The following is a 21,952-nucleotide window of genomic DNA, read 5'->3' on the forward strand; positions in this document are numbered from 1 at the left end:
GCATGAACGACACCCTCTGCCTGAGCACGCAGGACATTGAAGCGATCGAGCGGGCCACGCTGGTGGCGGTGGCGCCCGAGCGGGTGGACGCCATCGACGGCTGGCTGCTGCCCATGGACAGCGGCACGGTCGGCCGGGCCCACAGTGCGGTGCCGCTGCACCACGGTGCACACGATCCGGCGCTGATCGACCGCATCGCACAACGTTATCGGAACGCTGGCTTGCGGCCGGTGTTTCGCCTGCCGGATGTGCCCACCTTCGAGGCCTGGTGGCCGGCGTTGGCGGCGCGGGGTTTTCAGCGCAAGCAGCCGACGCTGACACAGACCGGCGCGTTGGCAGGCCTTCTGGGGCTGGCCCCCGACACCGAGGGTGTGTCGCTGGACCCGCGGCCCGATGCGGCCTGGATGGCGATGTTTCTGGGCGAAGGGCTGGACCCGGTGGACGGCGCGAGCCGCTCGCGCGCACTGTCGCGGGCCGAGGGCACGCTGTTCGGCAGTCTGCGTGTGGGGGGACAGACCGTGGCTTGCGGCGCCGCCTGTTACGCCGAGGGCTGGCTGAGCATGCACGGCCTGCGCACGGCGGCCAGCCAGCGCGGGCGCGGGCTTGCGGGTCGGCTGATCCGCGCCATGGCGCTGGAGGCGCAGCGCCGGGGCATTGCCCGGGTGTTCCTGCAGGTCGACGGCGCCAACGCGCCGGCGCTGGCGCTCTACCGCCGCGCTGGCATGACCACCGCCTGGTCCTACGCCTACTGGCGGCTGCCGGCCACCGCGACCGCCGCCGCGGGCTGAACGCGGCGCGGCGGGCGAAACACCAGCACATTGCCCAGCATCACCAGCACCAGTCCGGCCAGGGCCGGCGCGGTCCACTGGTAGCCTTCCAGCCAGGCCGACACATTGAGCGCCACCACCGGGAACAGCACCGTGCTGTAGGCCGCGCGCTCGGGCCCGAGGCGCCCCACCAGCGTGAGGTAGGCGGTGAAGCCAATGACCGAGCCGGGAATGGCCAGGTAGAGCAGGGCGCCGGTGTAGCGCCAGGTCGGCTCAAAGCTCAACGGCAGGCCGGCCAGCAGCGCGTAACCCAGCAGCACCAGCGTGCCCACCAGCATGCCCCAGGCGTTGGTCTGTACGGGTTTGAGGCCCTGGCCCTGCAGCGCTGCCGACAGCAGGTTGCCGCAGGAAAAACACAGCGTGCCCGCCAAGGCCCAGGCCAACCCGGTGAGGCTGCCCGCACCGGCATGGCGGATTTCGGGCCAGAACAGCAGCACCAGCCCGGCCAGCCCGAGCGCACCGCCGGCCAGTACCTGGGGCGCGAGCCGGCGGCCATGGATCAGGCGCGCGAGCAGGGCGTTCCACAGGGTGGCGCTGGAAAACACCACCGCCACCAGGCCGCTGGCCAGGGTCTGGCTGGCCTGCAGGAAACACACGAAGTTCAGGCAGAACAGGCACAGGCCCTGACCCAGCACCCACCACGCGGCCTGCCCGCGCGGGCGCACCAGCTGCCGCCGCCAGGCCAGCCAGCCAAACAGCAGCAGGGCCGCCAGCCCGAAGCGGTAGGCGATCGACAAGGCGATGGGCACGGAGCCCAGTTGCCACTTCAGGGCGATCCAGGTGGTGCCCCAGATCAGCACCACACTGGCGTACAGAACAGCATTCACGGTGTTTTCTCCAACAGATGCCCCGAGCATCGGGCCTGCGCAGCGTGGCCGGTTGCAGATTCCTGCGGTTTTGTGGCCCCGCCCGGCGCCGGCAGGCAGCCGCCTCGCTACGATGCGCAGGTGACCACCGCCATCCCCGCCGCTTCCGCGCGCCCGCCCACCACCCGACCCCCTGGGGTGTTCGAGGTGTTGAGCCGATCGCGCGCGCGGCTGGAACGATCCGTCCTGCTGGGCGATGCCCTGCTGCTGGCCCAGTGGCACAACGCGCTGGACCGCCCGAGCTACCAGCGGCCCGGGCACCACACGCTGTCGGTCTACCTCGAAGGCGGGCAGGGCACACGGCTGGTGGGCCGCGCGGGGGAGCCCGGCGCGCCCGGCCTGCACTGCGTGCTGCCGGCCGAACACGAGTCGCACTGGCAGGTGGAGCAACCGTTCCGTTTTCTGCACCTGTACCTGTCGGAGCAGGCCTGGGCCGACCGCGTGGTGCGCCTGCTCGACGCCGAGCCACGCGCCCACACCCTGGAGCCCTGCATCTTCGGCTCGGACCCGGCCCTGGCGGGCTGGGCGCAGGCGGTGGCCGGGCTGGACTGGAACGACGCATCGGCCCGTCTGCGCGCCAACGCCTGGAGCCAGCAGGCGCTGGACCGCCTGGTGCTGCGCGCCGCCCGGCCACGCGCCCGCGCCGCGGCCCAGCGGCCGCTGGGTGGGCTGTCCACGGCGGTGCGCCGCCGGGTGCTGGAGCACATCGACGCGCACCTGGACGGCGCCCAGGACGCGCTCACGCTGGGTCGCCTGGCCGCGCTGGCCCATTTGTCCGAGTTCCACTTCGCGCGCATGTTTCGCGTCTCCATGGGCTGCAGCGTGCTGGGCTGGATCATCCAGCGCCGCATGGCCCGCGCCCAGGCCCTGCTGGCGGCCGGGCGGCTGCCGCTGGCGCAGGTGGCGATGGACTGCGGGCTGGGCAGCGCCAGCCACCTGAACCAGCTGTTCCGGCAGCGGCTGGGCGTCACGCCGCTGCAGTACCGGCGGTTCGCCGCGACCTGATCTGGATCAAACCCGCGCTGCGGGCGGATACTGCGTGGAGGTATCCGCCTTGAAATGCCGGGGACCAGCTCCACATGTCGGGCAATACCATTCATTCGGGAGTGCCCATTCATGCGACTCGACAAACTCACCACCAAGTTCCAGGAAGCCCTGGGGGAAGCCCAGACGCTGGCGCTGGGTGCCGACCACGCCTACATCGAACCGCCCCACCTGCTGCTGGCCCTGCTGCGCCAGGCCGATGGCCCCGCCTCGCTGCTGCAGCGTGCGGGCGTCAACGTGCAGGGCCTGGCCAAAGCGGCCGAAGCGGCCATGAAGCGGCTGCCCGAGGTGCAGGGGCAGGACCAGGTGCAGGTCGGCCAGGAGCTGGGCAAGCTGCTGCAGGCCACCGAAAAGGAAGCCATCAAGCGCGGTGACCAGTTCATCGCCAGCGAGCTGTTCCTGCTCGCCGTGGCCGACAGCAAAGGCGATCTCGGCCGCATCGCGAACGAAAACGGCCTGAGCCGCAAGAGCCTGGAGGCGGCCATCACGGCGGTGCGCGGCGGCCAGAAGATGGACAGCCCTGAGGCCGAAGGCCAGCGCGAGGCGCTCAAGAAATACACGCTCGACCTGACCGAGCGCGCCCGCCTGGGCAAGCTCGACCCGGTGATCGGCCGCGACGACGAGATCCGCCGCGCCATCCAGGTGCTGCAGCGCCGGACCAAGAACAACCCCGTGCTGATCGGCGAGCCCGGTGTGGGCAAGACCGCCATCGTCGAAGGCCTGGCGCAGCGCATCGTGGCCGGCGAAGTGCCCGATTCGCTCAAGGGCAAGCGCGTGCTCAGCCTGGACATGGCCGCGCTGCTGGCCGGCGCCAAGTTCCGCGGCGAGTTCGAGGAACGCCTGAAGACCGTGTTGAACGAATTGGCGAAGGACGAAGGCCAGACCATCGTCTTCATCGACGAGCTGCACACCATGGTGGGCGCTGGCAAGGCCGAGGGCGCGATGGACGCCGGCAACATGCTCAAGCCCGCATTGGCGCGCGGTGAGCTGCACTGCGTGGGCGCGACCACGCTGGACGAATACCGCAAATACATTGAAAAGGACGCCGCGCTGGAGCGCCGCTTCCAGAAGATCCTGGTGGACGAGCCCAGCGTGGAGGCGACCATCGCGATCCTGCGCGGCCTGCAGGAGAAGTACGAGGTGCACCACGGCGTGCAGATCACCGACCCGGCCATTGTGGCCGCGGCCGAGTTGAGCCACCGCTACATCACCGACCGTTTCCTGCCCGACAAGGCCATCGACCTGATCGACGAGGCCGCGTCCAAGATCAAGATCGAGCTCGATTCCAAGCCCGAGGTGATGGACCGGCTCGACCGCCGCCTGATCCAGCTGCAGATCGAGCGCGAGGCCGTGAAGCGCGAGAAGGACGAGGCGTCGCAGAAGCGGTATGGCCTGATCGAAGAAGAGATCGGCCGGCTGGAGAAGGAAATCTCCGACCTCGACGAGATCTGGAAGGCCGAGAAGGCGGCCGCGCTGGGCTCCAAGGATGTGATGGAAGAGATGGACCGCATCCGCTCGCAGATCAAGAGCTACACCGACAAGGGCGACTTCAACAAGGTCGCCGAGCTGCAGTACGGCAAGCTGCCCGAACTGGAGAAGCGCCTGAAGGACGCGCAGGCGGTGGAGTCGGGCAAGGCCGCGAACAAGGACGGCAAGGGCCGCCCGCAGCTCTTGCGCACCCAGGTCGGTGCCGAAGAGATCGCCGAGGTGGTGGCGCGCGCCACCGGCATCCCGGTGAGCAAACTGATGCAGGGTGAGCGCGACAAGCTGCTGCTGATGGAAGGCAAGCTGCACGAGCGCGTGGTGGGCCAGGACGAGGCCATCGGCGCCGTGGCCAACGCCATCCGCCGTTCGCGCTCGGGCCTGTCCGACCCGAACCGCCCGACCGGCTCCTTCCTGTTCCTCGGCCCCACCGGCGTGGGCAAGACCGAGCTGTGCAAGGCGCTGGCCGGCTTCCTGTTCGACAGCGAAGACCACCTGGTGCGCATCGACATGAGCGAGTTCATGGAGAAACACTCCGTGGCGCGTCTCATTGGTGCACCGCCCGGCTACGTGGGCTACGAAGAGGGCGGCTACCTCACCGAAGCCGTGCGCCGCAAGCCCTACAGCGTGCTGCTGCTCGACGAGGTGGAGAAGGCCCACCCGGACGTGTTCAACGTGCTGCTCCAGGTGCTCGACGACGGCCGCCTGACCGACGGCCAGGGCCGCACCGTGGACTTCAAGAACACCGTGATCGTGATGACGAGCAACATCGGCTCGCACATGATCCAGGCCATGGTGGGCGAGCCCTACGAGGACGTGAAGGACGCCGTGTGGAGCGAGCTGAAGAACCACTTCCGGCCCGAGTTCCTGAACCGCATCGACGAGACCGTGGTGTTCCACGCGCTGGACGCGCAGCACATCGAGTCGATCGCCGCGATCCAACTCAAGGTGCTCGAAGCGCGCCTGGCCAAGATGGACCTGTACCTGCAGGTCTCGCCCGCCGCGCTGGCCGAACTGGCCAAGGTGGGTTTCGACCCGGTGTTTGGCGCGCGCCCGCTCAAGCGCGCGATCCAGCAGCGCATCGAGAACCCGCTCTCGAAGTACCTGCTGGAAGGCCGCTACCCGCCGAAGTCGGTGATTCCGGTCGGCGTGGACCCGGTGCGTAACCCGGGTGTGTTCGAGTTTGGCGAGGCCGTGGAAGCGGCGTAAGCCTTCCCGCAGAGGGGTTCAGGCCCGGTGCCGTCTTGGCGCCGGGCCTTTTTCATGCGCGCTGCGCCGCCACGCATGGCCGCGATCAGCTGGGCCGGGTCCAGACTGACACCGGCCTGGGGCACCACCACGGCCACCACGCCTTCGCCAAAGTCCGGATCGGGCGCGTGCTCTACACAGCGGCGGTGACCGGGCCTATCATCGAATCCATGACCCAGATTCCGCCCACCCTTCCCTTGCAGGCCCTGTTCGAAGCGCAGCGCAGCGCCAGCCGCGCGCAGATCGACGTGCCGCTGGCGCTGCGGCGCGAGCGCCTCGGGCGGCTGCACGACCTGATCGAAACCCATGCACCAGCGCTGTGCGAGGCGGTGCAAGCCGACTTCAGCGTGCGCTCGGCCCAGCTCACCGAAGTGGCCGACCTGTTCGTGCTGCGCGCCACCATCGGCCAGCTGCGCAAGCAACTGCCCAGGTGGATGAAGCCGCAACGCGTGGCCACGCCCCTGTACCTGCTGCCTGCGCGCGCCCACATCCAGCGCCAGCCGCTGGGCGTGGTGGGTGTCATCGGCCCATGGAACTACCCGTTGCAGCTCACTTTCGGCCCGGCCGCCACCGCGCTGGCCGCGGGCAACCGCGTGATGCTCAAGCCCAGCGAACTCACGCCGCACACCTCGGCGCTGATGGCCACGCTGGTGCAGCAGACCTTCTCGGCCGACGAGTTCTGCGTGGTGCTCGGCGGCGCCGATGTGGCGCACGATTTCGCCAGCCTGCCGTTTGACCACCTGTTCTTCACCGGCTCCACCGGTGTAGGCCGCAAGGTGGCCGCCGCAGCCGCCGCCAATCTCACGCCGACCACGCTGGAGCTGGGTGGCAAGTCTCCTTGCGTGGTCGACGCATCGTGCGATCTGTCCGACGCGGCGCTCAAGATTGCCCACGGCAAGCTGCTCAACGCCGGGCAGACCTGCGTCGCGCCCGACTACGTGCTGCTCCCGCGCGGCCATGAAGCCGCGTTCGAACAGGCCTACACGGCGGCCGTGGCACGTCTTTTCCCCCGCATCGTGGGCAACCCCGACTACGCGGCCATCCTCAGCGACCGCCACCACGCCCGTCTGGGCGCGTTGCTCGACGAAGCGCGCGGCCAGGGTGCCCGCGTGGTGGATGTGGCCCCCCAGGGCGCGGCTCCCGGCCAGACCCCGTACACGCGCCAGATGAACCCGACGCTGGTCTTCGACGCGGCGCCCGGGTTGCGGCTGATGGACGAGGAAATCTTCGGCCCGGTGCTGCCCGTGCTGCCCTACGACACGCTGGACCAGGCCATGGCCTTCATCAACCAGCGACCCCGCCCGCTGGCGCTGTACTGGTTCGGCTCCGACACCGCGTCGCGCGATCGCCTGCTGCACGGCACGGTCAGCGGCGGCGTCACGGTGAACGACACGCTCATGCACCTGGCCCACGAGGGCCTGCCCTTTGGCGGCGTGGGCGAGAGCGGCTGGGGGGCTTACCACGGCGAGAGCGGCTTCCTGCGCTTCACCCAGCAAAAGCCGGTGCTGGTGCAGTCGCGCTGGGCCATGGGCCAGCTGTTCTATCCGCCGTACGGGCCGCGTTTCGATCGGGTGATGGGCTTGCTCAAGCGCTGGCTTTGAGGCTCGGGCGAGCGCAGTTGGTGGTTGCGCACGCGCGCAATCACCGGTGGGGTCAGGCGTTGGTGCTCGCGCCTTCGTCGGGATCGCCGTTCACCGGCAGCGCCGTTTGTTGAAGATAGCCCTGCCTGAGCAGGGTGTGCATCAGTCCGGTCACGTCGTCGCCCAGCAGCAGCGAGAGTTCGCGGTCGCTGCGCCGCCCATTGACCATCAACAACAGCGAGTGGACCGGTTTGCCCACCAGATCGGGACGTGCCAAGGCCTCCCAGGCCTTCACCGTCTTGGCGCAACGCATGATCGTTTGCATGTTCCGTTTACCCCCTGATTCCATGGCCGGATTCTGACCTCTGGGCCACCATGTTGACTGTCAGGTATGACAGGGTGTTGACAGCTTGGCCCGACGGGTGCGCGCGGGTCCTGCTGTACATCCCGCCCAACACCATGAGGTCTTTCTTATGACTGCCTGAGCGGCAGAAGGGGGTCGCGGCGTGATTTTTTTGGCACGGTCACGTCGGTGGGCCGTCCGGCAGGTATAACTGCGGTTTGATTCACCGGTTTGATTTATCCAGGCCCCACAGGCCCTCGCACAGAGAGACATGAAGGTGCACTCCCCATTGTTGCAGCAGTGTTTTGCTGAAGTGCTCGCAGAAGCGCCCAAACTGGTGGGACGCTGCGTGGATGCTGCTGTGATTGGGCTGCAGGAGGCCGAGAAACAGGGGCGCGAGGTCGCGCAGCGCGACCGCCTGGCCACCGCCTGGTGGCACCTGCAGCAACTCAAACCCCTCTGGGTGAGAACCTACCCCGAAGCCTTGCGCAAGGCGCTTCAGGGCGAGGACTTCGATGCCTCGCTCTCGCGGCCCATGCCGCTGTCGGAGTCGACCTATCTCTCGCTCGTTGAAGACGAGGCGGTCACCGAGTCGATGGAATCCACCCGCCTGGTACAGTCCGTGCAGCCCCTGGTGGAGCAGGAGCTGTCGGTGCTGGATGCCCTGATGAGCTCGCTGCTCGGGCTGGACCAGATCCGCGCCGAGATGAACCCGCTGCGCCCCGAAGTCTTCGTGCGTGTGCTGCGCGACGTGTTCAGCGCAAACGAGACCGACGTTGACATCCGCACCCTGTGGCTGCGGCACTGTGGCCGGCCGTTGGGCGGCGAGCTCAAGACCCTCTATGGGCGCCTGGTCCAGCTGCTGCAGCGCGCCCAGGTGCGCGAGGCGGGCTACCGCGTCCGGTTGACCGCGCAGAGCCCGTCAGGCCGGACCGGGGGAACCACGGCGCCGGGCGCTCTGCGGGGGGCCGATGGCCGTGGCGTGCCCGACACCGGTTTCGATGCACTGCCCGAAGACGGTTCGGGCCATGGCCTGCCGTCCATGCCGCAGCTCGGGCGCATCCGGCCCCGTTTCGAAACGCAGCTGTACCAGGACTTCTTCCAGCGGGAAGACAGCCGCTACGAACAACCGCTGGAGCCGTCTTATTACCGGCAGGTGAACCGCGAGATCGCGGCCATGGAGCAGGCCGCTGTCGATGATCACGTCGACGAATCCAGGGTGCAGGAGAACCGCACCCAGTACCGCGACCTGCCCGTGGTGGACCGGCCCGCGCGCGAAGTCGACATCTCGACCCAGCTCAGCCAGCGCGACTGGGGCGACTACGCCACCGCCCATCAGCGCTCGCGCGTGCTCATGGAGCTCAAGCAGAAGGCCCGGCGCGTGGCGCAGGCGGTCGGTCTGGATGTGGTGCGCACGCTGGTCAACCAGGTGGCCCAGGACCCGCAGTTGTTGGCGCCGGTGCGCGAAGCGGTGGTGGCGCTGGAGCCGGCGCTGCTGCGCATGGCCATGGCCAACCCGCGTTTTTTCCGGGAAGACGTCCACCCGGCGCGCCGCCTGGTCGAGAGCGTGGCGCAGCGCAGCTTCAAATACAACGACGAATTTGCCAGCGAGTTCGAGAGCTTCTTCCTGCCGGTGCAGCAGGCGTTCAACGGGCTCAATGCCTCGAAGACCGAAGATCCGGAGGTTTTCGCAGGCGTCCTGGCCGGTCTTCAGCAGCGCTGGGACGAGCAGGACCAGGAGGCGCTCAAGCAGCAGGACGATGGCCTGCAGCACATCCGCCACGCCGAAGAGCGCCAGGCCCTGGCCGATCAGGTGGCCTGGGAGCTGAGCCAGCGGCCGGACGTGGACCACGCACCTGGCGTGATTCTCGACTTTCTCTATGGCCCCTGGGCGCTGGTGATCGCCTCTGCCCAACTGGCCGACCGGGAGGGCAAGACCGACCCGGGGGGCTACCGAAAGGCTGTCTCCAACCTGCTGTGGAGCGTGCGCAAGGAAGTGACGCTCAAGCGCCCGGCCCAGCTGTTCCAGATCATCCCCAGTCTGTTGAACACGCTGCATTCGGGCCTGGACATGCTGGGCAAGACCCGCGAAGAAACCAAGCCCTTCTTCGACGCCCTGATGCGCCTGCACGAGCCCGTGTTGAGCCTGCGGCGCGCGTGCATCCGCGGTGACGCCAGTGCTTCCGCGCCGGCGCCGCTGGAAATCTCGACGGGCTCGATGTCGATGGAGCTGGACGAAACCTTGCCGGCCACACCCGAGCAACGCAAGCCCCGACAGAACGCCCAGCCCTGGCTGGGCCGGCACGAGATCGAAGCGGCGGGCTTCGCGGACACCGTGCCCACGGATTTCGCCGAACTGCACGAGCTTGAGCCCAGCAAGGCCAGCGCGCCCGACGCCAGCGGCGCCGAGCCGGACCAAGAGGACGATCACGAGATCAACGCCGCGGCGGTGCTGGCCGGCCTGCGCGAGGGCGATTGGGTCGATCTGTTCTCGCGGCGTGAGTGGCTGCGTGCCCAGTTGATCTGGGCCAGCAGCCGGGGAACGCTGTTCATGTTCGTGAGCCGTGGCGGGTGCCCGCACTCCATGACCAAGCGCAGTTGCGAACGCCTGATCGCCGGCCGCCTGCTGCGGCCCATCGACTCCCGGGGCGTGGTGCACAAAGCCATCAAGACCCTGGCCGAGCAGCAGACCCGTTCGGAAGAACCGGTCTCGGCCTGAGAGGCTGGGACCACCCGCACGTTTCAGGATTCTCCGCGCATCGAACGCGTGGGAGACTGGCCCATGGCCGCCTTGAACATGGCGGTGAACGCGCTGTCGCTGGCATAGCCACTGGCCGCGGCCACCTGACCCACCGGCATGCCCCGCGCCAGCATAGGCAGTGCATGGGCCAACACCACCTGCTGGCGCCAGCGCTGGAACCCCATGCCCAGCTCCTCGCGAAACCGACGCGCCAGCGTGCGTTCGCTCGCCCCGCTGTGGGCCGCCCAGGCCGACAGCGTGGCGTGCTGCGCCGGTGCGTTCAGCACCGCTTCGCACAGCGCGCGCAGGCGGCGGTCGCCGTGCAGCGGGTCGGGCATCGGCACGCCCAGCGGTTGCGTGGGCGCATGCGCCATCTCGGCCAGCACCAGCGTGGCCAGGGCCTGCTGGCGGGCGGTGTGTCGGGCGTGCTGCGGCTGGTCCATGCCGAGCACCAGTTCGCGCAGCAACGGCGAAACCACCAGCACGCGCGAGCGGTTCCAGCCGTCGGGCACCGCCGAGGCGTCGATGTACAGCGTGTGCAACTGCGAGGCTTCGAGCATGGTGACCGCGTGCCGCGCGCCCGGTGGAATCCACACCGCACGGGACGGCGGCACGATGGCGGTGGTTTCGCAGGCGAGGGTCTCGCCGGTTTCCCCGGGGGGCGCCGACACCGTGACCTGCAGCAGCCCGCTGGCGCAGTAGGCCAGCTGCCCCCAGGGGTGGTGGTGCGGTTCGAACTGCGTGTCGTGGCCCATGGCACGGGCGCGGCAGCGCACCGGTTGTGCGGGCGAGGGCGCGTAGGGGTCGGTATCGCCGACGGGCACGGCCTGGCGGGGGCGACGGGGTCTCATGGGCGGAGCAGGGTGGTTTGGCTGGAATTCGACAGGACTTGTCTTTTTATCGCAAAACACCGTCAAACACCAACCGTACGATTGGCCGCATGAACACAGCCACCCTCGGCGCCGCAGCGCCCACCAACCCCGTTCCCCTGAAGCAGGACGCCAGCGTCATCGGCCTGGTGGGCCTGGCGCACGCCACCTCGCACTTTTCGCATCTGCTGCTCGCACCGCTGTTCCCGGTCTTCATGCGCGACTTCGGCCTGAGCTACTCGGACGTCGGCCTGCTCATGAGCATCTTCTTCGTCATCTCGGGTTCGGGCCAGGCCGTGGCCGGCTTCGTGGTGGACCGTTTCGGCGCGCGACCGGTGCTGTTCGCGGCCATCAGCTGCTTTCTGCTGGCCGCGCTGGCGGCTTCGCAAGTCACCGGCTATGGGGGGCTGGTCCTGGTGGCCGTGCTCGCCGGGCTGGGCAATGCGCCGTTCCATCCGGCCGATTTCACCATCCTGAACCAGCGGGTCTCGGCGCCCCGGCTGGGGCACGCGTTCAGCACGCACGGCCTCACCGGCAACCTGGGCTGGGCGCTGGCGCCGGCCTTCCTGGTGGGCATCACGGCGCTGGCCGACTGGCGTGTGGCCTATTACTGCGCGGCGCTGCTGTACGCGACGGTGCTCGCGTTGCTGTTCTGGCAACGCGACAAGCTGCTGACCGAGGTGGTGGTGCGCCACCCCGACGCGCCCAAGGGCGCCGATCTGGCTTACCTGAAACTCCCGGTGGTCTGGTGGTGCTTCTCGTTCTTCCTGCTCTCGACCATGACGCTGGCCGTGGTGCAGAGCTTCGCGCCATCGATCCTCAAGAACCTGCACGGCGTGAGCGTCGAAGCCGCCACGCTCACCATCAGCGCCTACATGCTGTGCGGCGCCTTCGGCATGCTGGTGGGTGGCTTTGTGGCCGCGTACGGGAGCAGCCACCGCCTGTCGAGCGACCGTGTGGTGGCGCTGTCCATGTCCGGCGGCGCGTTGCTGTTGCTGGTCTGCGCCACCGGCTGGCTGGGCGCGGCGGGCACCATGGTCGCCCTGGCCGCCACCGGTTTTGCGGTGGGGGTGGGTGGCCCCAGCCGCGACATGATGATCAAGAAGGCCACACCGAAAGGCGCGACCGGCCGGGTCTATGGCACGGTGTATTCGGGCCTGGACGTGGGCTTCGCCATCTCGCCCGTGGTGTTCGGTGGATTCATGGACCGCGGCTGGTACGCGCTGACGCTGGCGGGCGCGGCGGTGGTGCTGTTCATCTCGGTCTACGCCGCGCTGGGGGTGGGCCGCCGCACCGGCCCACAGGGCTCCGGCGCGGCACAATCGGCGGCATGACACAAAAAATCGCTGGCCACCTGCTCGTTGAATGCCTGATCGCCCAGGGCGTGACCCACGCCTTTGGCGTGCCCGGGGAAAGTTACCTCGCCGTGCTGGACGGCTTTCACGCCCACGCCGACCGCATCCGTTTCGTGACCAACCGGCAAGAGGGCGGGGCCGCCTTCATGGCCGAAGCCCAGGGCAAACTCACCGGGCGCCCGGGCGTGTGTTTCGTGACGCGCGGGCCGGGTGCGACCAACGCCTCCATCGGCCTGCACACGGCCTTTCAGGACTCCACGCCCATGGTGCTGTTCGTGGGCGATGTGGCCAGCGATGCACGCGACCGCGAAGCCTTCCAGGAGGTGGATTACCTGAGCTTTTTCGGCCCCAGCACCAAAGGCATGGCCAAGCGCGTGGAGCGCATCGACGATCCACGACGCATCCCCGAGTACGTGGCGCGTGCCTTCGCCACCACCATGAACGGCCGACCCGGCCCGGTGGTGCTGGTGCTGCCCGAAGACATGCTGACCCAAACCGTGGACGCCGAACCCTTGCCACGCGTGGAGCCGGTGCAGGCCTGGAGCGACCCGGGCGCTCTGCGCACCCTGCGCGAACTGCTGCTGCAGGCCAAAGCCCCGCTGGTGATCGCCGGTGGCGGTGGCTGGACGCCGCAGGCCGCCGCCGCCTTGCAACGCTTCGCCGAAAACTGGCAACTGCCGGTGGCCAACGCCTTTCGCTTCCAGGACTGTTTCGACAACCACCACCCCAACTACGCGGGCGACGTGGGGCTGGGCATCAACCCGGCGCTGGCCGCGCGCGTGCGCGAGAGCGATCTGCTGATCGCCATCGGCCCGCGTCTGGGTGAAGCCACCACCGGCGGCTATGCGCTGATCGAAGCGCCGGTGCCGAAACAGAAGCTGGTGCACATCCACGCCAGCGCCGAAGAGTTGAACCGCGTCTACCAGGCCACGCTCGCCATCAACGCCAGCATGAACGCCGCCGCGCGCAGCCTGGAGGTCTTGACCGCGCCCCCGGGATTGGCCTGGGGCCAGTGGACCCAGGCCTGCCACGCCGATTACCTCGCCAACATCGACCCGGCCAACGGCGGCACCGTGCTGCCCGGCAGCATCGACATGCCGGCCCTCATCGCCACGCTGCAGCGGCACCTGCCGGCCGACGCCGTGCTAACCAACGGTGCGGGCAACTTCGCGTCGTGGCTGCACCGCTTCTACCGCTACCATGGCCTGGCCAAAGGCCACAAGACCCAGCTCGCGCCCACCAATGGCGCCATGGGCTACGGCGTGCCCGCCGGCATCGGTGCGGCCATCCTCAGCGGGCGCACCGCCTTCACCATCGCGGGCGATGGCGACTTCCTCATGAACGGTCAGGAGCTGGCCACCGCCGTGCAGCACGGCGCCAAGAGCATTGTGCTGCTGCTCAACAACGGCACCTACGGCACCATTCGCATGCACCAGGAGCGCGAGTACCCGGCCCACGTGAGCGGGTCGGACCTGCGCAACCCCGACTTCTGTGCGCTCGCCCGTGCCTATGGCTATGCGGCCGAGCACATCACCCACACGGCCGAGTTCGAGCCCGCGCTGCTGCGGGCCCTGGCCGCGCCCACGGGGACGGTGATCGAGGTGGCGCTTGATCCCGAAGTGATCACCACCCGGGGCACGCTCTCGGCGATCCGCCAGTCCGCCCAGACATCCCGCCCGGCCTGAGGCGGGGCGGCGCTGTTACAAGGCGTGAATAAGTCACACAAAACAAGGCAACTGGCCGCTCGTGTTGCTTGGCCCGCGTTCGTAAGCTTCCTCCATCGACACGACGGAGGAAACCCAAATGTGGCAAGCCAACGAACAACTCTCGAACCGTGGTTTTTTTCAGACGATAGCGCCCGTGGCGCGGGACGATCTGGCGCAGTCGCTGCTGCTGCGCGTGCTTGACGAGGTGGACTATGGTCTGCTGGTGATCGACGGGTCCGGCCGCATCCGCCACGCCAACCACCTGGCCCGCCACGAGATGGCCAGCGGGCGGGCCATCATGACGCACGGCAACGTCCTGCTGGGCCGCACGACCGAGTTCACCGCGCAGATCCAGCAGGCCATCGAACAGGCTCTGCGGGGGCAGCGCCGGCTGGTCTCGCTCAACCTGGGAGGGAGGGACTTTTCCATCGCGTTCGTGCCCCTGAGTCACCCGCTGGAGACCGACGCGCCGTGTGTGCTGGTGTCGCTCTCGCGCCAGGGTGCCTGCGAAAACCTGGCCGTGCGCATGTACGCCCGCTCGCAAAACCTGAGCCCGAGCGAAGAGTCGGTGCTCTTGGGGCTGTGCCGGGGCCTGTCCATCCCCGACATCGCGCGCCAGCACGGGGTGGCGCAGTCCACGGTGCGCAGCCAGATCAAGGCCCTGCGCGAGAAAACGGGCTGTGGCAGCATCCGCGAGCTGTTGCAGCTCGTCAACAGCCTGCCCGCGGTCGTGCCCGCCTTGCGCATCGTCTCGCCCATGCCTCACAATGCCACGGAGTACGCACAACCATGACCCCGGATGCCCGCCTCCGCCGCCCAACCTGCTCACACCCCACCCAGCACCCACGTTGAAGCGCTGGCGGCGCTCGGCGTGCAGCGCCGTTACCGGCGCGGCGCCCTGTTGATCCAGGAAGGCGACACCGGCGACACCCTCTACATCGTTCTGCAAGGCCGCCTGCGGGCCTTTCTGGCCGACGCCGGCGGCAAGGAACTCACGCTGGGCACCTACGGCCCTCTGGAGTACGTGGGCGAGATGTCGCTCGACGGCGGGCCCCGTTCGGCCAACGTCGAAGCCATGGAAGCGAGCACCTGTTCGGTGGTCTCGCGCGCCACACTGCTGGACTACATCGCCGTCCACCCCGAATTCGCCCTCGAACTCATGTCCCGGCTGATCCGTCGCGCCCGCCTGGCCACCGAGAGCGCACGCAGCGTGGCCCTGATCGACGTCTATGGCCGCCTGGCGCGCCTGCTGGGCGAGCTGGCCCGCGAGCCCGATGAACATGGTGAGCGCCCCCTGAAAGAGCGCCTGACCCACCAGCAGATGGCCCAGTACCTGGCCTGTTCGCGCGAGATGGTCAGCCGCCTGCTCAAAGACCTGGAGATCGGCGGCTACATCGCCGTCCGCGAGCGCTGGATCTGGCTGCTCAAGCCGCTACCGGCGCGCTGGTAGACGCTCCCCAGGGGGCAACACCAGCGGCCCGGCAAACCGGTTCCACGGTGTTCCCGGGTGGCCTTTGTTGTATCGGGTGGGGTTCGCACACCGGTGATCGGGGACTCAGAGTCCGTTGAGCAGGGCGCGGGCTTCCAGCGGTGCCGCCGAACTGGTGCCGACCAGGCGCACCGTGCTGCCGCTGCGGCTGCCCGCGGCGCGCACACCCCACAACGCCACGTTGTCATCGCTCACCTGCAGCGTGTCGGGCACCTTCTTCACGCCGGGGCGCTGGGGCCGGCTCGCGTCCGGGTCGGGCTTGCGCGGGGAATAGAGCGCGAAATGTCCGCTGGGCGATGCATCGCGGCGGATGCCACCCACGCTCACCGTGTTCTGGCCGGTCGATAAGCTGTTGAAGGTGCCGCTGCGCCGGATCGGCGTGGGATCGTTCTTGTGGTCCACGTAGGCGCCGATGTTCCCGCTGGTGTCGTAGTCGGCATCCTCAAAATACGACTGCCGCGCGCCCGTGTTCTGGCCGATGGCCACATCGTCGCGCTCAATGTAGGCGTCGAACGTGATCTCGCTTGTTCCCGTGTTGGTGAGGCTGACCTGCCAGACCCCGAACGGCGCGGTGGCCGCCGAGCGCTTGCGGCTGAAAGTGGGTTCGAGCGCCAGCAGGATGCAGGTGCCCTGGCTGCCCAGGGCGGAGGTGGTGGGGTAGATCAGGCCGCATAAGGGAGCCGAGCCGTCCCCGGTCCACACGCCCGACTGGCCCATGCACCGGGCCGGCAGGGGCTCGGTCTGCCCCGGCGGCGTCACGCAGACCTGCACGGCCTGCGCGCCATCGGGCAACCAGATTTCCAGAAAACTCTGGGTGCGGTCGTCGGGCTGCACGCGCCAGTGCAGCGGCAAGGTCTGGTTCGGCTGCAGCGTCGCGTTGGCGTGGGTGCGGCTTTGGTAGGCGTTGCCCGCGGGCACGGCGATCTGCAGCCGCCCGCCATAGAGCGCGATCAACTGGTCCATGGCCGCTTCCAGGATGGAACTGCCGTCGTGCGGCCCCGCCAGGGTGCCCCAGCTGATGTTCACCACCACCTGCGCGCTCGGCGCGCAGCGCGCCAGGATGTACATCAAGCCGTCGAGCACGCTCACGTTCATGGCGCCGCCCGAGGTGTCGAGCACGTTGGACCAATCGAGCTGCACGACCACCAGGTTGGAGCGGCTGGCGTCATCGTGGATCGGATGCAACGGATTGCCCGGCCCGCAGGCCAGGCTCATCACGTGGGTGCCGTGGTTGACGGGTTTGCTCAGGTCCCAGAGCTGCAGGTGCTGGTAGAGCGCGTCTTCGTCCACCTGACCCTGCCGGGTGTAAGCCGCCATGGCCGCGTCAATGGCCGCGCCCGAGAGTTCGTGGCCGTAGCCCATGTCGTGCGGCGTGGGGCCGGCGCGCGCCGGGTCCAGCGGTTCGCGGTGGCGCGGCTGGTTGCCGGGCCAGTTGCCGTTCTGGTAGGCGTCCTGTCGCCAGAAATGCCGGATGCGCGTGTGACCGTGTTGGTCGAGGAAGGCGCTGTTGGCCAGGGCCAGGCCGCCGTCGATCAACCCAAGCACCTTGCCGCCAAGCAGGCCGCTGGCCGGGGTGAGTGGGCTGTTGGGCATGCAGGGGTCGATGAGCGCATGGGTGTGCGGCTCCACCGGCAGGCCAAGCTCGAAGCGCTGGATCAGGCTGCGCAAATGCGAGTCGTTGCGCAGCTTGTCGAAGAAGCGCGGCTTCACGCGCGCGCTGCAAAAGCGCAGGTTCGGCACGTTCAGGTACACCCTGGGAATCTGCAGCCAGGCGGTGCGGGAGGCGGCCACCAGCGCGGGCACGTCAGCCCCTGGCGAGAGTTCGATCACGATGGGCAGCCACTTCGGTGGCTTCTTGTCGGAGCCTCGCCGGTAGCCCGCGAAGTGGTCGGCCTCGGCCCAGATCAGGTAGGGGTCCTGCCCATCAATGGCGCCGGGCGCGCTCCAGTCGGTGCCGGTGAATTCACCCTGTGGCAGGGGCGACCAGGTCGGCGCGCTCATGCGAACACCTCCGTGCCGCGCACGGCGGAGCGAGCCCCCTTCGGAACGGCCAGGCGGCGGCTCATGCCCACTCCTTGATCGCTTCCTCCCAGAGCCAGGCGAGCAGCGGGGCGTTGCCCACGCCCGTGCTGGCGGCCGAGCGTGTGTAGGCTGCCTGCCTCTCGGGGCCTTCCATCTTCTGGTGCAGGCTGAAGTCCAGCGCCTCGCCGTTCGCGCCTTCGAACAGGCGGCCGTCAAAGCCTCGCTCGTGCACCCGCGTGCCGGTGGCGCGGGCCACCAGGAACTCGGCCAGCGCCGTGCCGAGCAGGCGGCCAGCCGCGCTGTCTACCGGGAAGTGCACGCCGGCCACGGTGCGGTTCACGGCAATGCGTGCGGCCAGGCGCTGCAGCTGTTCGTGGCTGGCCGTGCCGTTGGGCGTGGCGACACCTTCGGGCGAGGCGGCGTTGAGCAGCGCTTCCAGCAATACCGCCGAGGCGAATGCTTCGGTGGCGTGGCCGCTGGGCCAGCTGCCGTGTCCCGGCGTCTGGATCATGGGCTGGATCTGCGGTGAAAACGCCTCGGGCCGCAGGCTGGCGAAGATGTGCTTGAAGCGCATCTCGACATGCACGCAGAGCGCAAAAACCAAGTCCAGCAACTGCAGGGTTTTCTTGTGGCGGTGCGCCGTCAGCCCGACCATGGACGACCAGAACGCCAGCGGCGGCGTCAGCTGCGCCACCACCTCGGCCGCGCGATCGGCGCGCAGATCGGCGTAGGCGGCCACCAGATCCAGCTGCTTCTTGAACTGCGCCTTGGTGGGCGCGCGCAGGCGCACCAGCGGTTTGCGCTGGATGTTGCTGGACTGCAGGTTGGCGAATTCGAGCGCCGCTTCTTTGGGGCCGTTGCGGGTCTTGAACAGCAGACCTTCGACGAGCTCGGTGAAACAGGCCTCGACACGCGGCCCGTCGGCCCAGAGTTTGAGGTTCGACGGCTCGTCGAAGCCGGGTTCGGTGACGTGCAAGGACGCGCCTGTGAACGGGCCGACGATGGCTGCTCGGCTGAGGATGAGGGCGTCGGCATAGACCACCGAGTTGCTTGCTCCCCCACTGGCTCCTCCACTTGCTCCTCCACTTGCGCCCCCACTTGCGCCCCCACTCGCTCCTCCGCTTGCTCCTCCACTCATGCTTCATCTCCTCGTAGATGGCCAAAATTCAGTGCTGTCGTAATCCCAGTTCTGCGAAAACTTTTGCACCACGTTGTCTCAATCTGCTATGGCTTCCTGCTGCAAGATACTTGTCCATGGTCAAGTCCGGCTGCAGCCTTAGTATCAAAGAAAAGGTTTCGGTGGCTTCCTTGACTTGCCCTATTTCGAATTGAGCGATTAGCAACGCACGAAGTGTGGGCAGGTGGTAGCGGTTTTTTTGCAGCGAAGATCGGCACAGATCGATTGCCTGTTCCAGTCGCCCCAGTGCTAAGAAGCTGTTGGCCAGCATCATTTCGAAATAGTATTTTTGTGGATCCAGCGGAGAGAGGTGCAGGGCGTTTTCGGCCTCGATCATCGAATCCTTGGGGGTGCCCCACATGGTTGACCACACGCTGTTGTACAGCCAGGCCATGGGATCGTTCGGGTTGCTGTGGGTGGCTTCCTGCAGCAGGCGGTGCGAGGCGTCCACGTCTTCGCCCAGGTGGCACAACGCGTGGCCCTTGATGGCCATGGCGAGCGAGCTGGAGGGCTCCAGGTCGAGCGCGCGATCGGCGGTGTCGATGGCGCGCTGGAAGTCTTTGGCCGGTTCGCCCGAGAGGCCTTGCACCACCTGCATGATGTGCCACTTGGCCAGCCAGGCCCAGGGCGTGGCCACACGCCGGTGCCGCGCCACCACGGCTTCGAGCAGTTGGTGGCTGCGCTGCAGATCGCGCGGTGTGGATCGGTGCATGAGCGTGATGCCGCCGAGCATGAGCGCGTTGCTGTCGAGCTGGGGAACGGGCAGCACCAGGGTGCGCTGCACCAGGTCGTTGAGCAGGGCCTTGGCGCAGGCGGCGCTCAGCGCATCGAGCAGGCCACTCTGGGCTTCCAGCAGATCGTGGGTGTCGCCGGTGAGCCGTTCGGCCCAGATCACTTCGCCGCGCTTGTTGTCGGACAGCTCGGCCATGATGACGACCTTGTCGCCCAGGGTCACGTAGCTGCCACCCAGCACGAAGGCCGCGTCGAGCCGCTGGCCGATCTCTTCGGTGGTGCTCTGGCGCCCACGGAAGGCGGTGGTGGACAGGCGGGAGATCACGCGCAGGTCCTGGCTGCGCGAGAGCTGGGCGATCACGCCGTCGGCGATCAGCTCGCCAATGACGAACTGCTCGCTCGCGTGGCTGCGCGTTTCGAACGGCACCACGGCGATCGACGGGCGAAAGTCGGTCGGCACCCCTTCGGGAACGCGCGGGCGCACCGCGGCCGAGCCGTGGCTGACAGGGAACAGCCGCCAGGTGCGCACCGGCTCGGGCCAGTGTTTGAGGTAGCTCTCGCCACAGTCTTCCACCTCGGCGTCGACGCCGATCACGATGCCGTCGAACACGCTGGCGGTGACCAGTGTGTCGCCGGGCGAGGCCAGGTCGGTCACGCGCGCGGCGAGGTTCACGCCATGGCCGTAGACATCGTTTTCGTCCGCGTACAGATCGGTGGCGTTGATGCCTGCGCGCAGGTGCAGCTGCTGGCTCTGGGGCAGGCGGCGGTTGATGGGCGCGAAGTACTGGTGCAGCGCCAGCGCGGCCCGCACGGCATCGGTGGGGTGTTCGAATTCGACCAGCAGGCCGTCGCCCAGGCTCTTGACCAGACGACCCCGGCACGCGGGCAGCACCTGGGTGGTGGCGTGCTGCATGAAGCCACGCCACTGGCTCACCACCTCGGCTTCGTTGTCGGCCATGAGCCGGACCGATTCGACCAGGTCCATCACCAGCACCACCTTGTGCTGCTGCTCGGGCAGCGGCGGCGGTGGCGCGCACGCCTCCTCGTCTTCGACAAGGTGCGTGGGGCGAATCGGTTGCGGGCTCTCGGTCATGCCTGTGGAGGTCTTGAAATTTTGTTGCAGTTTCTCACAGCTCCGCGCAGATGCCATGGCTGCGGGGCCCAAAAACAGCAAAGCCGGCTTGGCGCCGGCTTTGCAGGGACTCACGGCACCATGAGGGTGCGAGGTCGGTGGATCACTTCAGGTGTTCGTTGATCATCTTGGTCATTTCGAACATGGACGCCTGGGCCTTCTTGAAGATTTCCTTCAGCTTGGCGTCGGCGTTGATCATGCGGCGATTGACTTCGTCCTGCAGCTTGTTCTTCTTGATGTAGGCCCAGACCTGCTTGGTCACTTCGGTACGGGGCAGCGGGCTGTTGCCAACGATGGCAGCCAGCGCGGCGCTGGGCGTCATGGCCTTCATGAAGGCAGCGTTGGGGGTGCGCTTCTTGGCCGGTGCGGCCTTCTTGGCGGGAGCGGCTTTCTTCGCCGGAGCGGCTGCCTTCTTGGCAGGAGCAGCCTTCTTCGCCGGAGCGGCGGCTACCTTCTTGGCCGGTGCGGCTTTCTTCGCCGGTGCTGCAGCCTTCTTGGCCGGGGCCGCTTTTTTCGCGGGAGCTTTTTTTGCAGTTGCCATGATTGAATTTCCTTCTAGAAGTGAAACATTGACCAGCAGGAAACGCGCTTCCTCGCTGGTGTCTCGCATGCTAATGGAGTTGTTTGTGCATTCCAAGGTGGGCGGCCTGGTTTTTTGCGGGTTTTCATAGGGGAGACGCCGCTTTTTGGCCCGGAAAACAACACTTCAACACCGCGTGCCTGCAAGCGCTCTGTCAGAGCCGCTCGGCATGCTGAAAATCCGCAGTGCCATGCTCCTTCAACCGAACCTGAGAAAGCGCCATGTCTTCGACCCCAACTCTTGCCACCTGCGATCTGTGTGACGCCCACAAAAACGACGGCTCGGGCGGCTTTCGTGTGTTGCCGCCGGTGTTGCGCGACTTCGGTGCCGTGCGCCGATTCTCTGGCCCGGTGGCCACGGTCAAGTGCTTTGAAGACAACACGCCGGTGAAGGCCGCGGTGGAGAGCCCGGGCGAGGGCCGGGTGCTGGTGGTCGATGGGGGTGCCTCGCTGCGCCGCGCGCTGCTGGGCGGCAACCTCGGCGCCGCGGCCGCGCGCAACGGCTGGGCCGGCGTGGTGATCGATGGTTGCGTGCGCGACGTGGCCGAGCTGGCCGTGTGCAATGTGGGCATCCGCGCTCTGGCCTCGATGCCGCTGCCGACCGAACGGCGCAACGAGGGCCTGCGCGATCTGGCGGTGCAGATCCAAGGTGTGTGGGTGCGGCCCGGCGACTGGCTCTACGCCGACGAGGATGGCGTGGTGGTGTCGGACCGCGCGTTGGTGGGGTGAATCCCCTGCGAGCGGCACCCAGCGGCGGCAGG

General features: G+C 68.0%; 17 protein-coding genes. 10 read left to right on the forward strand and 7 right to left on the reverse strand.

The window, feature by feature from the left end; genetic code table 11:
- Positions 1-2: 2 nt before the first annotated feature.
- Positions 3-788 carry a GNAT family N-acetyltransferase gene (locus KIH07_RS14710; RefSeq protein ID WP_226492685.1) on the forward strand — a complete coding sequence of 262 codons (786 nt, stop codon included), beginning with the start codon at positions 3-5 and terminating at the stop codon, positions 786-788.
- Here the strand turns inward: KIH07_RS14710 and KIH07_RS14715 are convergent.
- Positions 746-1,654: a DMT family transporter gene (locus tag KIH07_RS14715; protein ID WP_226492686.1), complete on the reverse strand. Its 909-nt coding sequence runs from the start codon at positions 1,652-1,654 to the stop codon at positions 746-748. The two genes, KIH07_RS14710 and KIH07_RS14715, sit on opposite strands and share 43 nt — an antisense overlap.
- Before the next feature lie 120 nt (positions 1,655-1,774).
- On the opposite strand from KIH07_RS14715, the gene KIH07_RS14720 reads away from it, so the two are divergent.
- The 3 genes from KIH07_RS14720 (at position 1,775) to KIH07_RS14730 (ending at position 7,068) form a co-directional block, all read left to right on the forward strand.
- Positions 1,775-2,698, forward strand: a complete 924-nt coding sequence (locus KIH07_RS14720) for a helix-turn-helix transcriptional regulator (protein WP_226492687.1) — start codon at positions 1,775-1,777, stop codon at positions 2,696-2,698.
- Positions 2,699-2,809: 111 nt separating this feature from the next.
- Entirely contained in the window at positions 2,810-5,428 is a 2,619-nt protein-coding gene (clpB, locus tag KIH07_RS14725; RefSeq protein ID WP_226492688.1) for an ATP-dependent chaperone ClpB, read from the forward strand.
- A gap of 209 nt (positions 5,429-5,637) precedes the next feature.
- A complete protein-coding gene (locus KIH07_RS14730; protein ID WP_226494717.1) occupies positions 5,638-7,068 on the forward strand; it encodes a coniferyl aldehyde dehydrogenase in 1,431 nt (476 codons plus the stop codon).
- Between the two features lie 52 nt (positions 7,069-7,120).
- On the opposite strand, the gene KIH07_RS14735 is transcribed toward KIH07_RS14730, so the two are convergent.
- On the reverse strand, positions 7,121-7,372 hold the full coding sequence (locus KIH07_RS14735) for a hypothetical protein (protein ID WP_226492689.1): 252 nt from the start codon (positions 7,370-7,372) through the stop codon (positions 7,121-7,123).
- 289 nt (positions 7,373-7,661) lie between these two features.
- Here KIH07_RS14735 and KIH07_RS14740 point away from each other — a divergent pair, with 289 nt between their 5' ends.
- Positions 7,662-10,109 (forward strand): DUF1631 family protein, encoded by a 2,448-nt coding sequence (locus tag KIH07_RS14740; RefSeq protein ID WP_226492690.1) that lies wholly within the window; start codon positions 7,662-7,664, stop codon positions 10,107-10,109.
- A gap of 23 nt (positions 10,110-10,132) precedes the next feature.
- Here KIH07_RS14740 and KIH07_RS14745 read toward each other — a convergent pair whose 3' ends face one another.
- Positions 10,133-10,981, reverse strand: coding sequence for an AraC family transcriptional regulator (locus KIH07_RS14745; RefSeq protein ID WP_226492691.1), 849 nt, complete (start codon positions 10,979-10,981; stop codon positions 10,133-10,135).
- An 89-nt stretch (positions 10,982-11,070) separates the two neighbouring features.
- Between KIH07_RS14745 and KIH07_RS14750 the strand changes: the two genes are divergently transcribed.
- From KIH07_RS14750 to KIH07_RS14765, 4 genes are all read left to right on the forward strand, one after another.
- Positions 11,071-12,333 (forward strand): MFS transporter, encoded by a 1,263-nt coding sequence (locus KIH07_RS14750; protein WP_226492692.1) that lies wholly within the window; start codon positions 11,071-11,073, stop codon positions 12,331-12,333.
- On the forward strand, positions 12,330-14,039 hold the full coding sequence (locus KIH07_RS14755) for a thiamine pyrophosphate-binding protein (RefSeq protein WP_226492693.1): 1,710 nt from the start codon (positions 12,330-12,332) through the stop codon (positions 14,037-14,039). Before KIH07_RS14750 ends, KIH07_RS14755 begins: the two co-directional genes overlap by 4 nt.
- Positions 14,040-14,157: 118 nt before the next feature.
- The gene (locus KIH07_RS14760) at positions 14,158-14,853 is read left to right on the forward strand and encodes a helix-turn-helix transcriptional regulator (RefSeq protein WP_226492694.1); all 696 of its coding nucleotides are present in this window, start codon (positions 14,158-14,160) and stop codon (positions 14,851-14,853) included.
- Between the two features lie 6 nt (positions 14,854-14,859).
- Complete coding sequence (locus KIH07_RS14765) at positions 14,860-15,510, forward strand: Crp/Fnr family transcriptional regulator (RefSeq protein WP_226492695.1); 651 nt, start codon at positions 14,860-14,862, stop codon at positions 15,508-15,510.
- A gap of 105 nt (positions 15,511-15,615) precedes the next feature.
- Here KIH07_RS14765 and KIH07_RS14770 read toward each other — a convergent pair whose 3' ends face one another.
- The 4 genes from KIH07_RS14770 to KIH07_RS14785 all read right to left on the reverse strand — a co-directional run bounded on the left by KIH07_RS14770 (position 15,616) and on the right by KIH07_RS14785 (position 21,153).
- Positions 15,616-17,550, reverse strand: a complete 1,935-nt coding sequence (locus KIH07_RS14770; protein ID WP_226492696.1) for a hypothetical protein — start codon at positions 17,548-17,550, stop codon at positions 15,616-15,618.
- 61 nt (positions 17,551-17,611) lie between these two features.
- Positions 17,612-18,547, reverse strand: coding sequence for a phosphatase PAP2 family protein (locus KIH07_RS14775; protein WP_226492697.1), 936 nt, complete (start codon positions 18,545-18,547; stop codon positions 17,612-17,614).
- A gap of 190 nt (positions 18,548-18,737) precedes the next feature.
- Positions 18,738-20,573, reverse strand: coding sequence for an adenylate/guanylate cyclase domain-containing protein (locus tag KIH07_RS14780; RefSeq protein WP_226492698.1), 1,836 nt, complete (start codon positions 20,571-20,573; stop codon positions 18,738-18,740).
- A gap of 142 nt (positions 20,574-20,715) precedes the next feature.
- Positions 20,716-21,153 (reverse strand): SWIB/MDM2 domain-containing protein, encoded by a 438-nt coding sequence (locus KIH07_RS14785; RefSeq protein ID WP_226492699.1) that lies wholly within the window; start codon positions 21,151-21,153, stop codon positions 20,716-20,718.
- A 260-nt stretch (positions 21,154-21,413) separates the two neighbouring features.
- Between KIH07_RS14785 and rraA the strand changes: the two genes are divergently transcribed.
- Positions 21,414-21,920: a ribonuclease E activity regulator RraA gene (gene rraA / locus KIH07_RS14790; protein ID WP_226492700.1), complete on the forward strand. Its 507-nt coding sequence runs from the start codon at positions 21,414-21,416 to the stop codon at positions 21,918-21,920.
- Positions 21,921-21,952 lie beyond the last annotated feature (32 nt).

Source organism: Hydrogenophaga taeniospiralis (assembly GCF_020510445.1).
In the GTDB taxonomy this organism is placed as follows: Bacteria; Pseudomonadota; Gammaproteobacteria; order Burkholderiales; family Burkholderiaceae_C; genus Hydrogenophaga.